Genomic DNA, 12,920 nt, shown 5'->3' on the forward strand with positions numbered 1-12,920 from the left:
ATCAAACGCAACGGATTCGAACGATGGAAAAAACTCTCGACAATCAGGCCGCGATCGTGACCGGCGCTTCGCGCGGCATCGGCCGGGCCATTGCGCTGGGACTGGCGCGCCAGGGCGCGACGGTGATCGGCACCGCAACGAGCGAAGCCGGCGCGCAGGCCATTACCGCCGCTTTCGAAGCTGCGGGCGTGAAGGGCCGCGGCGTGGTGCTCAACGTCAACGACGCGGCTGCGGCCGAAGCGCTCATCGACGCGACGGTCAAGGAGTTCGGCGGCCTCGCGATTCTCGTCAACAATGCCGGCATCACGCAGGACAACCTGGCGATGCGCATGAAGGACGACGAGTGGGACGCGGTGCTCGACACCAACCTGAAGTCGGTGTTCCGCCTCTCGCGCGCCGTGCTGCGCCCGATGATGAAGGCGCGCGCCGGCCGCATCATCAACATTACGTCGGTGGTCGGCTCGTCGGGCAACCCGGGCCAGGCCAACTACGCGGCGGCCAAGGCCGGCGTCGCGGGCATGACGCGCGCGCTCGCGCGCGAGATCGGCAGCCGCGGCATCACGGTGAACTGCGTGGCGCCGGGCTTCATCGACACCGACATGACCAAGGATCTGCCTGCCGAGCAGCAGGCCGCGCTCCAGCAGCAGATCCCGCTGGGCCGTCTGGGCAGCCCGGAAGACATCGCACATGCGGTGGTCTTTCTCGCATCGCCGCAGGCGGGCTATATCACGGGCACTACATTGCACGTAAATGGCGGGATGTATATGTCTTAACCGGTACTATCCGCGCCTTGATGCGCTTCGGCGAATAACCTCGCCTGAGCGCGTGCGCGAATAGCCGTTCCGGAACCGCGAGCGCCGCTTTTCAGCCAGGTCAAACCTGATAAAATGCGCGCACTCGCATTTATGAGCTCACTTTTTTCCCTTGGAGGGGTAATGGACAACATCGAACAGCGCGTCAAGAAGATCGTCGCCGAGCAACTGGGCGTCGCCGAAGCTGAAATCAAGAACGAAGCTTCGTTCGTGAACGATCTGGGTGCAGACTCGCTCGACACCGTGGAACTGGTGATGGCTCTCGAAGACGAATTCGGCATGGAAATCCCCGACGAGGAAGCCGAGAAGATCACGACGGTTCAGCAAGCGATCGACTACGCTCGCGCGAACGTCAAGGCCTAAGCGCCTGTTCCTTGCCCGGGCCGGCGCGCGCACGCGAGTTGCACGCTAGCGGCCCGCGAGGATGCTTGCCCGTGAAACCGCGAACGCCCGTCGCACCTGCTGCGGGGCATCGGCCGGTCAACTAGCCACAGGGCTCACAGGAGCATTTCCTGTGGCCTCTGTGGCTTTTGTTTTGTCATCTATGGAAAAGGGGTTACCGTGAGCCGTCGTCGAGTTGTTGTTACAGGCCTGGGGCTGATTTCGCCTGTTGGCAATAATGTTGCCGACGGGTGGGCCAATCTGGTCGCCGGGAAGTCCGGCATCGCCAACATCACGAAGTTCGACGCTACGAACTTCTCGACCCGTTTTGCCGGCGAAGTGAAAGGCTTCAACGTCGAAGATTACATGCCGGCGAAAGAAGCACGTCACATGGATACGTTTATCCATTACGGCATTGCTGCGGGCGTCCAGGCGATGCAGGACAGCGGCTTCGAGATCACCGAAGAGAATGCCGAGCGCGTAGGCGTGGTGGTGGGCTCGGGCATCGGTGGCCTGCCCATGATCGAAGTGACGCAAACGGAGCTGCTCAACCGCGGCCCGCGCCGTATTTCGCCGTTCTTCGTGCCGGCCTCGATCATCAACATGATCTCCGGCCACCTGTCGATCAGGTACGGCATCAAAGGCCCGAACCTTGCGATGGTCACGGCCTGCACGACCGGCCTGCATTGCATCGGCGAGGCCTCGCGTCTGATCGAGTACGGCGACGCCGACGTTATGATCGCGGGCGGTGCGGAATCGACCGTCTCGCCGCTCGGCATCGGCGGCTTTGCGGCGGCGCGCGCGCTATCGCAGCGCAACGACGATCCGGCAACGGCGAGCCGCCCGTGGGACAAGGACCGCGACGGTTTCGTGCTGGGCGAAGGCGCCGGCGTGATGATCCTCGAAGAGTACGAGCACGCGAAGAAGCGCGGCGCGAAGATCTACGCAGAAGTCGGCGGCTACGGGATGAGCGGCGATGCGTATCACATGACCGCTCCGCTCGAAGACGGTGACGGCGCGCGCCGCTGCATGCAGTACGCGATGCGTAACGCGGGCGTGAACCCGAACGAAGTGAACTGGGTCAACGCGCACGGCACCTCGACTCCACTCGGCGACATTGCGGAAACCACCGCGATCAAGCGCGCGTTCGGTGATCACGCGAAAGACATCGTCGTCAACTCGACCAAGTCGATGACCGGCCACCTGCTGGGCGGCGCGGGCGGCCTGGAGTCGGTGTTCTCGGTGCTGGCCGTGCACCACCAGGTGTCGCCGCCGACGATCAACATCTTCAACCAGGATCCGGCATGCGACCTGGACTACTGTGCGAACACCGCGCGGGACATGAAGATCGACGTCGCGCTGAAGAACTCGTTCGGCTTCGGCGGCACGAACGGCACGCTCGTTTTCAAGCGCTTCGCTTGAACTGCTGCCAAAAGCGGCATGTGAGCCCGATGTGATCGCCTCGCGCGACACGGCGGCCGCGCTGGTGCAGCTGCATGCGCCGGCCGACCGCAACACCTCTTTCGATGCGCGGCGCACGCGTGCGCCGCGCATCGCCTTGCGCCCGTCCCGGGCACTGCAAGCGCTGCAGCTTGCCGGCGTGCTGATTGCAACTACCGCGTTTTTCACGACGCTCGCGCCCTGGCTTGGTGCGTGGCGCGCTTTGCCGCCGGCGTTCGCGCTGGGCGCGGCCGGGATGCTCGCTTTCCAGGCATGGCGCCGTGCGCAGCCAGCCTTCATTGAAATCGGGGCCGATCGTTTCGCTGCATTTGCGCGCAGCGGGGCGCAGCTCGTCGATGGACGCCTGCTCGGCGCTTCGCAGTGGGGCGCAGCGCTCCTCGCGCTCGTGGTGGAAGAGGGCGGACGCCGCAAGACGCTGCTCCTGGCCGCCGACTCTCTCGATGCCGAGATCTTCCGCATCCTCGCAGTGAGTGCGCGCGGCGCATCCGGCCGTTAATGCCTTCAAGCGCCATCGCGCTTGCGCGGCGGTCGGCGTTTTGACGGTTTCGCGTACCCGCATTTTTTCGCATTGCCTGCATTGTTTCTGGCTGCGCCAGCGCAGCCGGTCTTGTGCTGCGTCTGCCAGAGCGCGGTAACGACTGTAACGGCTGTTACGCGTGTAACGTGGCAGCGTGGCGGTAACGCTACAATGGTGCCCCCGCGTCCACTTCAATGAGCTAACGGATTTTTCAGGTGAGCGAAAAAGAAATAGATCAGTTGCTGGTCGAGCGCGTGCAAAAAGGCGACAAGGCTGCGTTCGAACTGCTGGTCTCCAAGTACCACCGCAAGATCATCCGCCTGATCTCGCGCCTCGTGCGGGATCCCGCCGAGGTCGAAGACGTGGCACAGGACGCCTTTATCAAGGCGTATCGGGCACTGCCGCAGTTTCGTGGCGAATCGGCTTTCTATACGTGGTTGTACCGAATTGCTGTCAACACGGCGAAGAACTACCTTGCGACCCAGGGAAGACGCGCCCCCACATCCACCGAAGCAGATGCAGAAGAGGCGGAAACTTTCTCGGACGCCGATCAACTAAGGGATATCAACACGCCCGAGTCGATGTTGATGAGCAAGCAGATCGCCGAGACGGTCAACGCTGCCATGGCGGTTTTACCGGAAGAACTGCGCACCGCCATTACTCTTCGGGAAATTGAGGGTTTGAGCTACGAGGAAATCGCCGAGATGATGGGCTGCCCGATCGGCACCGTCAGATCGAGAATTTTCCGGGCTCGCGAAGCCATTGCGGCAAAATTGCGTCCGCTGCTGGACACACCGGAAGGCAAGCGCTGGTAGCACGCCAGCACTGCGCCGGGCACGGACGCAATACACTGGATGTGGGTGTGTGTCACTACGGGGCTCTGTAAGAAAATGGGGAGCATCATGGGGTCGGTTTCGATGCAATCGGTGTCAAGCTCGCGCGGCGAGCAACTGTCCGCCTTCGTCGACGGCGAAATGGCCGGCGATGAACAGCATCTGAACGCTATTCTTTCGGGGCTCGATCAAGAAGGCCGCAAGGTCTGGTCGAGCTATCACCTGATCGGCGACGTGCTGCGCTCCGACGACCTGGCGATGAGCCCGGCTGCGAGCCAGTCGTTCATGGCGGGCTTTGCCGCGCGTTTCGAGGCCGAGCCGCACGTGCTCGCGCCGGCGGCTTTGCCGGCGTCGGCACAATCCGCCGCGCATGCCGGTCGCGTCTCGCGCATTCTCGCGTTGCGCCGCCGCGTCGTGCCTTCGCTGGCCGTGGCCGCCGCGGCCGCCACGCTGACGTGGATCGTCATGCCGCAGATGCGCGGCGTCGGCATGGCCGGCGCGCCGCAGATCGCCTCGGTGCAATCCGCCGGCGACAATGTCCAGCGCGTGGCCATGAATACCGTGCCGGTGCAGACGGCCGCCGCCATGCAGGACGGCAACATCATCCGCGATGCGCGTCTGGACGAATATCTCGAAGCGCACCAGCAGTTCGCGCAGCAACCGGTCATGTCGGATTCCATGCCGTTCATCCGGTCTGCCGCCCTTACCACGCAAGGCCAATAAAGTCTGATGCAGATAGCGCGGTTCAATAAAACGACGATCTCGGGGCGGTTGCCGGCATTGCTGTGCTGTGCAGCCGTAATGTTCACCGCACTGTCTGCCGCCACGCACGCACACGCGCAAGGCGCGTCGGCTGCCTCCACGGCAGATCCGGCCGCGCGCCAGAGCGCCGTGCAGTGGCTCGACCGCATCCAGCAGGCTGCTCAGCAGCTGAACTACACGGGCACCTTCGTCTACCAGCGCGGCGCGTACGTGCAGTCCTCGCGCATCACGCACTACGCCACGAGGAGTGACGGCGAGTACGAGCAGCTCGAGAGCCTCGACGGCAAGCCGCGCAAAATGCTGCGCCACAACGACGATCTCTACACATTCGTGCCCGAGCGCAAGCTGTGTGTCGTCGAAAAACGCCAGAACAAGGAAGCCTTCCCGGCATTGCTCGCTACGAATGGTGAGCAGGTGCTCGCCGTCTATGAGCCGAAAATGCTCGGCAGTGACCGTGTGGCGGGCATCGACAGCAGCGTGATCGAGCTCAGTCCGAAGGACGCCTGGCGCTTTGCCTACAAGCTGTGGGTCGATGCGAAAACGGGCCTGCTGCTGCGCGCGCAGACGCTCGACCCGTCGAATGGCCAGGTGCTCCAGCAGCTTTCCTTTACGCAGGTGAGCATCGGTGTGCCGGTGGACAAGGCGCCGATCGCGTCCGGTATGCGCAATACCGCTGGCTGGACGGTCGTGCGTGCGCCGCTGCAAACGGTTGACATGCAGGCGCAAGGCTGGACTTTCGCGCAGACCGTGCCGGGCTTTCGCATGATTCGCGAAGTGCGTCGCCCGATGGCCGCCCGCGACGCCAACGAGCCGCCCATTCCCGTCGATCAGGCCGTGTTTTCCGATGGGCTTTCGGCCGTCTCCGTGTTTGTCGAACCGGTCGAGCACAACAGTCGCAAGGAAGGCTCGGGTAGCAGCGGCGCGACCCATGTGCTCGTGAAGCGCAGCGGGGACTACTGGATCACTTTGCTTGGCGAGGTGCCCCAGACCACGTTGCAGCAATTCGCGTCTGCCATAGAATACAAGGCTCCCAAGTAACTGCTACGGCCGATTTCGATATGACGATCCTCCCGCTGCGCAAATTCTTCGCGGCCGCGGTGGTGGCGGCGTGCCTGCCGTTCGCCTCGCTTACGGCATCGGCGGCGCCTGCCGCCAATCTGCCGGACTTCACCGATCTCGTGGACAAGGTGGGGCCTTCCGTCGTCAACATTCGCACCACCACGCGCGTGACGCTCTCGCAGCGCGGTCTGCCGCCGGGAATGGATAACGGCGACATGTCGGAATTTTTCCGGCGCTTCTTCGGCATTCCCGTGCCCCAGGGGCCGCAGGGCGGCCAGTCGCCGCGCGGCGGTCAAGGTGGTGGCCAGGGCGGCGGGCAGGACTCCGGACCGGATAGCGGCAACGATACCGAGCAGAGCAGCGGCGTGGGCTCGGGCTTCATCATGACGAACGACGGCTACGTGATGACCAACGCGCACGTCGTCGACGACGCGGACAGCATCTACGTCACGCTCACCGACAAGCGTGAGTTCAAGGCCAGGCTGATCGGCGTGGACGACCGCACCGACGTGGCGGTCGTGAAGATCCAGGCCAGCAATCTGCCGGCCATTACCATCGGCGATTCGAACAAGGTACGCGTGGGCGAGTGGGTGCTCGCGATCGGCTCGCCGTTCGGGCTCGAAAACACCGTGACGGCGGGCATCGTGAGCGCGAAAGGCCGCGATACGGGCGACTATCTGCCGTTCATTCAGACCGACGTGGCCGTGAATCCCGGCAACTCGGGCGGCCCGCTCATCAACATGCAGGGCGAGGTGATCGGCATCAACTCGCAGATCTATAGCCGCACCGGCGGCTTCATGGGTATTTCGTTCGCGATTCCGATCGATGAGGCGATGCGCGTGGCCGATCAGCTCAAGGCCACGGGCAAGGTCACGCGCGGCAGGATTGCGGTAGCAATCGGCGAGGTGACCAAGGACGTGGCCGATTCGCTTGGTCTGCCGAAGGCGCAGGGTGCGCTGGTGTCGAGCGTCGAGCCAGGCGGCCCGGCCGACAAGGCTGGTATCCAGCCGGGCGACATCATCCAGAAGTTCAACGGCCAGACCGTCGAGGCGGCTACCGACCTGCCGCGCATGGTCGGCGATACCAAGCCGGGCACGCGCTCGACCATCACGATCTGGCGCAAGGGCGCGACGCGCGATTTGCCGATCACCGTGGCCGAGTTGCAGCCGGACAAGAGCACGAAGGCTGATCAGCGCAAGACGCCGGAGCCGAAGCCGCGCGCGGCGAATGCGCTGGGTCTTTCCGTGACGGACCTGACCGCCGACCAGATGAGCCAGCTCAAGATCAAGGGCGGCGTGATGGTGGACTCGGTGGATGGCCCGGCCGCGCGTGCGGGCTTGCAGAAGGGCGACATCATCCTGCGCGTGGGTGACACGGATATCACGAGCGCGAAGCAGTTCCTGGAAGTCACGTCGCGGCTCGACTCGCAGAAGATGGTGGCAATCCTCGTGCGTCGCGGCGACAACACGCAGTTCGTGCCGCTGCGCCCGCGCAATCCGGGGCAGAAGTAAGCGATGAGCGCCCCTTTCCGGAACCAGACCGTGACAGGTTCGTGCACGGGGGCGCATCTCGTGCTTTATGGCCGTGCGTGGTGTCATCTATGCGAGGACATGCGTGCGGCACTGGAGCCGCTGGCGGCAGCGGCGGGGGCGCACATCGAGGTGATCGATGTCGATTCCGACCCCGCACTGCAGGCGCGTTACGACGAACTCGTGCCCGTGCTGGTCTGTGACGGCGTCGAACTGTGTCATTACCGGCTCGACGAGGCACGCGTGCGCGCCGCGTTGGGCGTGGGCGCCGCGGCGTCCGATGGCGCGTCACAGGGCGTCGCTGCGCCGTGACACATCGTGACTTACCGCACGGTTCGCCGGGCGGTCCCCTTTTCGGCTAAAATAGATCGTTTTTTCATCTGTTTACAAGGCGTGTCCAGCTTTCGTTGGGGCGCGCCTTTTTCGCTTGATCGGCACTGAATGGATCATATTCGTAACTTCTCGATCATTGCGCACATCGACCATGGCAAGTCGACGCTCGCCGATCGCATCATCCAGTTGTGTGGCGGCTTGTCCGACCGCGAAATGGAATCGCAGGTGCTCGACTCGATGGATCTCGAGCGCGAGCGCGGCATCACGATCAAGGCGCAGACCGCCGCGCTCTCGTACAAGGCGCGTGATGGCAAGGTCTACAACCTGAACCTGATCGACACTCCGGGGCACGTCGACTTCTCGTACGAAGTCAGCCGCTCGCTTTCGGCCTGCGAAGGCGCGCTGCTCGTCGTGGACGCAAGCCAGGGCGTGGAAGCGCAGACCGTGGCGAACTGCTACACGGCGATCGAGCTTGGCGTGGAAGTGGTGCCGGTGCTCAACAAGATCGACCTGCCCGCTGCCAACCCCGAAAACGCCATCGAAGAGATCGAGGACGTGATCGGCATCGACGCTACCGACGCCACGCGTTGCAGCGCGAAGACCGGCATCGGCGTGGACGATGTGCTCGAAGCGCTCATCGCCAAGGTGCCGCCGCCCAAGGGCGATCCCGAGGCGCCGCTGCAGGCGCTCATCATCGACTCGTGGTTCGACAACTACGTGGGCGTGGTGATGCTCGTGCGCATCGTCAACGGCACGCTGCGGCCGAAGGACAAGATCAAGCTCATGGCCACCGGCGCGCAGTACCCGGTCGAGCACGTGGGCGTGTTCTCGCCGAAGTCGCGCAACCTGGAATCGCTCTCGGCGGGGCAGGTGGGCTTCATCATTGCGGGCATCAAGGAACTCGCCGCCACCAAGGTGGGCGACACCGTCACGCACGCGACCAAGCCGGCCGCCGAGCCGCTGCCGGGCTTCAAGGAAGTGAAGCCGCAGGTGTTCGCGGGCCTCTACCCGGTCGAGGCGAATCAGTACGACGCGCTGCGCGAATCGCTCGAAAAGCTCAAGCTCAACGACGCCTCGCTCCAGTACGAGCCCGAAGTCTCGCAGGCGCTGGGCTTCGGTTTCCGCTGCGGCTTCCTTGGCCTGTTGCACATGGAGATCGTGCAGGAGCGTCTCGAGCGCGAGTTCGACATGGACCTCATCACCACGGCGCCTACCGTGGTGTATGAGGTCGTGCAGGCCGACGGCACGCAGATCATGGTCGAGAACCCGGCGAAGATGCCGGAGCCTTCGAAGATCGCGGAAATCCGCGAGCCGATCGTGACCGTGAATCTGTACATGCCGCAGGACTACGTGGGTTCGGTCATCACGCTCTGTACGCAAAAGCGCGGCAACCAGATCAACATGCAGTACCACGGCCGTCAGGTGCAGCTCACCTACGAAATTCCGATGGCCGAAATTGTGCTCGACTTCTTCGATCGCCTGAAGTCGGTGTCGCGCGGCTATGCGTCGATGGACTACGAGTTCAAGGAGTACCGCAGCTCGGATGTCGTGAAGGTCGACATGCTGATCAACGGCGACAAGGTCGATGCATTGTCGATCATCGTGCACCGCTCGCAGTCGCAGTATCGCGGCCGCGAAGTGGCGGCGAAGATGCGCGAGATCATCCCGCGCCAGATGTACGACGTGGCGATTCAGGCCGCCATTGGCGCGCACATCATCGCGCGCGAGAACATCAAGGCGCTGCGCAAGAATGTGCTGGCCAAGTGCTACGGCGGCGACATCACGCGCAAGAAGAAGCTGCTCGAAAAGCAGAAGGAAGGCAAGAAGCGGATGAAGCAGGTTGGCTCTGTGGAAATTCCGCAGGAGGCGTTCCTCGCGATCCTCCGGGTCGAAGACAAATAAGCTGGGCAGACAAGCAGAACAACGGACCTTTCCATGAATTTTGCGCTGATTCTTTTTGTGCTCGTCGTTTTGACGGGTATCGCGTGGGTTGCAGACAAGCTGGTGTTCATGCCGCGCCGGCGCCTTGCCGCCGATGCGGCGATCGCCGAATTCGACCGGCAGCAGGCACGCATTGGCGAGCGCTTCGCCGACGAGAACGCGCCCGCGACGCGTCAGAACCTGCGCAACGAAAAGCTACGCCAGCCGTGGTGGCTCGAATACACGGCGAGCTTCTTTCCCGTAATTTTGATCGTGTTCTTCGTGCGCTCGTTCGTCGTCGAGCCGTTCAAGATTCCGTCGGGTTCGATGGTGCCCACGCTGCTTGTGGGCGACTTCATCCTCGTGAACAAATTCGATTACGGCTTGCGTCTGCCGATCACCAACACGAAGATCACCCAGGGCCGCGCGCTCCAGCGCGGCGACGTGGTGGTGTTCCGCTATCCGAAGGACGAGTCGGTCGACTACATCAAGCGCGTGATCGGTCTGCCGGGCGACGTGGTTGCCTATCAGGACAAGCAGCTCACGATCAACGGCAAGCCGGTGCCTGAAACGCCGCAAGCCGATTACTTCGACGAAGAGCGCATCGGCTACGCGAAGCAGTTCACCGAAGACCTCGGCGGCCGCAAGAACAACATCCTCAATAATCCCGCTGTGCCGCCGTTCATCGTCGGCGCGGAAGATTATCCGTATCGCGATAATTGCCAGTACAACGCACGCGGCGTGATCTGCAAGGTGCCCCCGGGACATTACTTCATGATGGGCGATAACCGCGACAACAGCGCGGACAGCCGCTACTGGGGTTTCGTGCCCGACGCCAACATCGTTGGCCGCGCGTTCTTTGTCTGGATGAACTTCAGCAGCTTGAAGCGCATCGGCTCGTTCGAGTAATGCGCGTTCGATGTGCGCTGCGTACGTGCAAAATGCACGCGACTTGCACCTGATTCGCAGCGCATCTTCGTGCGCTACTTGAAGAACCGCCGGTAACGTCGCTTCATCACGGTTTTTCGCCCGCCGGCCGGCGTTTTCGCCGGGGCCGGCGGGCGCGTTATACTCTCCCCATGCCCCTATCTCCGTTGGAAAGCCGTTTGCGCTACGAATTTCGCAATGCGGAATTATTGCGCCAGGCTCTGACCCACCGCAGTCACAGTGCCACGCATAACGAACGCCTCGAATTTCTCGGTGATTCGGTTCTGAATTGCGCGGTGGCGGCCCTATTGTTCCAACGTTTTAGCAAGCTGGACGAAGGCGACCTCTCGCGCGTGCGCGCGAATCTGGTCAAGCAACAATCGCTTTACGAAATTGCTCAGGCCCTCAATATTGCCGACGGCTTGCGTCTCGGCGAGGGCGAACTGCGCAGCGGCGGCTTCCGCCGGCCTTCGATTCTGGCCGATGCGCTTGAAGCCATCTTTGGCGCGATCTTTCTCGACGGCGGCTTCGACGCCGCCCAGACGGTCATCAAGCGTCTCTATATCCCGATCCTCGACCATATTGATCCGCGTACGCTCGGCAAGGATTCCAAGACGCTGCTGCAGGAGTATCTGCAGGGTCATAAGATCGCGCTGCCGACCTATACCGTGGTCGCCACGCATGGTGCGGCGCACAATCAGCAGTTCGAAGTCGAATGCACGGTGCCCAAGCTCGACGTGAAGGTGTCGGGTTCGGGCGCAAGCCGCCGCGCGGCGGAACAGGCCGCCGCGAAGAAGGCGCTCGACGAGGTGATGGCCGCGGCGCCCGCGGTGGTCGCCAAGCCGCGCCGCTCGAAAGGCGCCCGCGCGCCCAAAGCCGAACTCGAGGTCGTGCCCGGCGTGACGGGCGTGCAGGGCGCGCTCGATCTGCGAACGCCTGAGCGTCGTGCGCGCGGCGAGCGTTCAGGCGCCGGCGCCCATCATGCCGCCACCCACCATCCCGCCACGGCGGGCGAGGAGTCGGGCGAACGCACGGCTGCAAGCGCTGCGACGCCGGCCGCGCCGCTCGCGGTGATTCGCGCGGCGCACGTGCAGGAGCGCGGTGCGGAGAAGGGCGAACGCGCCTCCGTGGAGAAGTCGGCCGACAAGCCTGCCGATAAATTCGACGCTGTGCCGTCCGCTGGTTCGATTGCGCCACGCTCGGCGCGCAGCCGCGACGTACAGCCCAGCAACGGCACGACCGGCGCGGGAGACGATCCGTCACCGGGCGCGCCGTCCAGCACATCGAACGGTTCATCAACGGCAGGCTCGACTGGCGGGTCATCTGCGGGCTCCACCGCCGAACTCGGCGCAGCGGTGCCCGTGCGGGCCGCCGATGCCGGCCACTGATTCAACCCGGGCGCGCGGCGTTTGAACCGCGCGCGCCCTGTTCCCGCTCCGCTTTCTTTGCTTCATTACTCCGGTCCGATCATGAACGCACCCACTTCCACTCCTGCCGGTTTCCGCTGCGGCATGGTCGCGATCGTCGGCCGTCCGAATGTCGGCAAGTCCACGCTGATGAACGCGCTGGTCGGCCAGAAGATCAGCATCACGTCGCGCAAGGCGCAGACCACGCGCCATCGCATCACCGGCATCAATACGGTCGAAGACGCACAGTACGTTTTCGTCGACACACCGGGTTTCCAGACGCGCCACAGCACCGCGCTCAACCGTTCGCTCAACCGCGCCGTCACCTCGACGCTCAGCTCCGTCGATGCGGTGCTATTCGTGATCGAAGCCGGCAAGTTCGGCCCCGACGACCAGAAGGTGCTCGACCTGATTCCGCCGAACGCGCCCACGATCCTGATCGCCAACAAGATCGACCGCGTGACCGACAAGGCCACGCTCTATCCGTTCATCGAGGGCGTGCAGAAGCTGCGCGAGTTCCGCGAGATCGTTCCGCTCTCGGCCAGGAATCCCGACGACATCAAACGCCTGCTTGAAACGCTCAAGCCGTATCTGCCCGAAGGCGAGCCGATCTATGGCGAAGACGATCTCACTGATCGCAGCGAACGCTTTCTCGCCGCCGAGATCCTGCGCGAAAAAGTATTCCGCTGGACTGGCGACGAACTGCCGTACACGAGCACCGTGCTCATCGACAAATTCGAGCAAGAAGGGCGCCTGCGCCGCATCTTTGCGACAATCCTCGTCGAGCGCGACACCCAGAAGGCCATGGTGATCGGCCAGAAGGGCAGCAAGCTCAAGCAGATCAGCACCGAGGCGCGTCTCGACATGGAGAAGCTGTTTGACGGTCCGGTCTATCTCGAGACCTTCGTGAAGGTAAAGAGCGGCTGGGCCGACAACGAGGCCGGCCTGCGCGCTTACGGTTACGAGTGACCCGCTGCGAG

The 12,920-nt window shown here is 63.4% G+C and carries 13 protein-coding genes; all 13 read left to right on the forward strand.

What is annotated here, in order from left to right:
- Positions 1–23: 23 nt before the first annotated feature.
- The 13 genes from fabG to era all read left to right on the forward strand — a co-directional run bounded on the left by fabG (position 24) and on the right by era (position 12,909).
- Positions 24–773 carry a 3-oxoacyl-ACP reductase FabG gene (fabG, locus tag PWP93_RS03185; RefSeq protein WP_129562453.1) on the forward strand — a complete coding sequence of 250 codons (750 nt, stop codon included), beginning with the start codon at positions 24–26 and terminating at the stop codon, positions 771–773.
- 162 nt (positions 774–935) lie between these two features.
- Complete coding sequence (gene acpP, locus PWP93_RS03190; protein ID WP_004197638.1) at positions 936–1,175, forward strand: acyl carrier protein; 240 nt, start codon at positions 936–938, stop codon at positions 1,173–1,175.
- A gap of 198 nt (positions 1,176–1,373) precedes the next feature.
- A complete protein-coding gene (fabF, locus tag PWP93_RS03195; protein ID WP_421024378.1) occupies positions 1,374–2,615 on the forward strand; it encodes a beta-ketoacyl-ACP synthase II in 1,242 nt (413 codons plus the stop codon).
- Positions 2,616–2,646: 31 nt separating this feature from the next.
- Entirely contained in the window at positions 2,647–3,150 is a 504-nt protein-coding gene (locus PWP93_RS03200; RefSeq protein WP_421043434.1) for a protein YgfX, read from the forward strand.
- A 236-nt stretch (positions 3,151–3,386) separates the two neighbouring features.
- Positions 3,387–3,986 carry an RNA polymerase sigma factor RpoE gene (gene rpoE / locus PWP93_RS03205; protein ID WP_035522669.1) on the forward strand — a complete coding sequence of 200 codons (600 nt, stop codon included), beginning with the start codon at positions 3,387–3,389 and terminating at the stop codon, positions 3,984–3,986.
- Between the two features lie 87 nt (positions 3,987–4,073).
- Positions 4,074–4,727 (forward strand): sigma-E factor negative regulatory protein, encoded by a 654-nt coding sequence (locus tag PWP93_RS03210; RefSeq protein WP_421043435.1) that lies wholly within the window; start codon positions 4,074–4,076, stop codon positions 4,725–4,727.
- Between the two features lie 6 nt (positions 4,728–4,733).
- Entirely contained in the window at positions 4,734–5,804 is a 1,071-nt protein-coding gene (locus tag PWP93_RS03215; protein WP_421043436.1) for a MucB/RseB C-terminal domain-containing protein, read from the forward strand.
- A 20-nt stretch (positions 5,805–5,824) separates the two neighbouring features.
- Positions 5,825–7,336, forward strand: a complete 1,512-nt coding sequence (locus tag PWP93_RS03220; RefSeq protein ID WP_421043437.1) for a DegQ family serine endoprotease — start codon at positions 5,825–5,827, stop codon at positions 7,334–7,336.
- Positions 7,337–7,339: 3 nt separating this feature from the next.
- Entirely contained in the window at positions 7,340–7,666 is a 327-nt protein-coding gene (locus PWP93_RS03225; RefSeq protein ID WP_421043438.1) for a glutaredoxin family protein, read from the forward strand.
- 129 nt (positions 7,667–7,795) lie between these two features.
- Positions 7,796–9,589: a translation elongation factor 4 gene (gene lepA / locus PWP93_RS03230; RefSeq protein ID WP_421024372.1), complete on the forward strand. Its 1,794-nt coding sequence runs from the start codon at positions 7,796–7,798 to the stop codon at positions 9,587–9,589.
- A 33-nt stretch (positions 9,590–9,622) separates the two neighbouring features.
- Positions 9,623–10,516 carry a signal peptidase I gene (gene lepB, locus PWP93_RS03235; RefSeq protein ID WP_421043439.1) on the forward strand — a complete coding sequence of 298 codons (894 nt, stop codon included), beginning with the start codon at positions 9,623–9,625 and terminating at the stop codon, positions 10,514–10,516.
- Positions 10,517–10,686: 170 nt separating this feature from the next.
- Entirely contained in the window at positions 10,687–11,922 is a 1,236-nt protein-coding gene (rnc, locus tag PWP93_RS03240; RefSeq protein ID WP_421043440.1) for a ribonuclease III, read from the forward strand.
- Positions 11,923–12,003: 81 nt separating this feature from the next.
- Positions 12,004–12,909 carry a GTPase Era gene (era, locus tag PWP93_RS03245; RefSeq protein ID WP_035523058.1) on the forward strand — a complete coding sequence of 302 codons (906 nt, stop codon included), beginning with the start codon at positions 12,004–12,006 and terminating at the stop codon, positions 12,907–12,909.
- The last annotated feature ends 11 nt before the right edge of the window (positions 12,910–12,920 follow it).

The sequence above is a fragment of the Paraburkholderia sp. A1RI-2L genome (genome assembly GCF_048957375.1).
Taxonomy (GTDB): domain Bacteria; phylum Pseudomonadota; class Gammaproteobacteria; order Burkholderiales; family Burkholderiaceae; genus Paraburkholderia.

Coding starts and splice junctions, on each gene's coding strand:
- fabG (WP_129562453.1), top strand. CDS start 24: ATGGAAAAAACTCTCGACAATCAGGCCGCGATCGTGACCGGCGCTTCG.
- acpP (WP_004197638.1), top strand. CDS start 936: ATGGACAACATCGAACAGCGCGTCAAGAAGATCGTCGCCGAGCAACTG.
- PWP93_RS03210 (WP_421043435.1), top strand. CDS start 4,074: ATGGGGTCGGTTTCGATGCAATCGGTGTCAAGCTCGCGCGGCGAGCAA.
- PWP93_RS03215 (WP_421043436.1), top strand. CDS start 4,734: ATGCAGATAGCGCGGTTCAATAAAACGACGATCTCGGGGCGGTTGCCG.
- PWP93_RS03220 (WP_421043437.1), top strand. CDS start 5,825: ATGACGATCCTCCCGCTGCGCAAATTCTTCGCGGCCGCGGTGGTGGCG.
- PWP93_RS03225 (WP_421043438.1), top strand. CDS start 7,340: ATGAGCGCCCCTTTCCGGAACCAGACCGTGACAGGTTCGTGCACGGGG.
- lepA (WP_421024372.1), top strand. CDS start 7,796: ATGGATCATATTCGTAACTTCTCGATCATTGCGCACATCGACCATGGC.
- lepB (WP_421043439.1), top strand. CDS start 9,623: ATGAATTTTGCGCTGATTCTTTTTGTGCTCGTCGTTTTGACGGGTATC.
- rnc (WP_421043440.1), top strand. CDS start 10,687: ATGCCCCTATCTCCGTTGGAAAGCCGTTTGCGCTACGAATTTCGCAAT.
- era (WP_035523058.1), top strand. CDS start 12,004: ATGAACGCACCCACTTCCACTCCTGCCGGTTTCCGCTGCGGCATGGTC.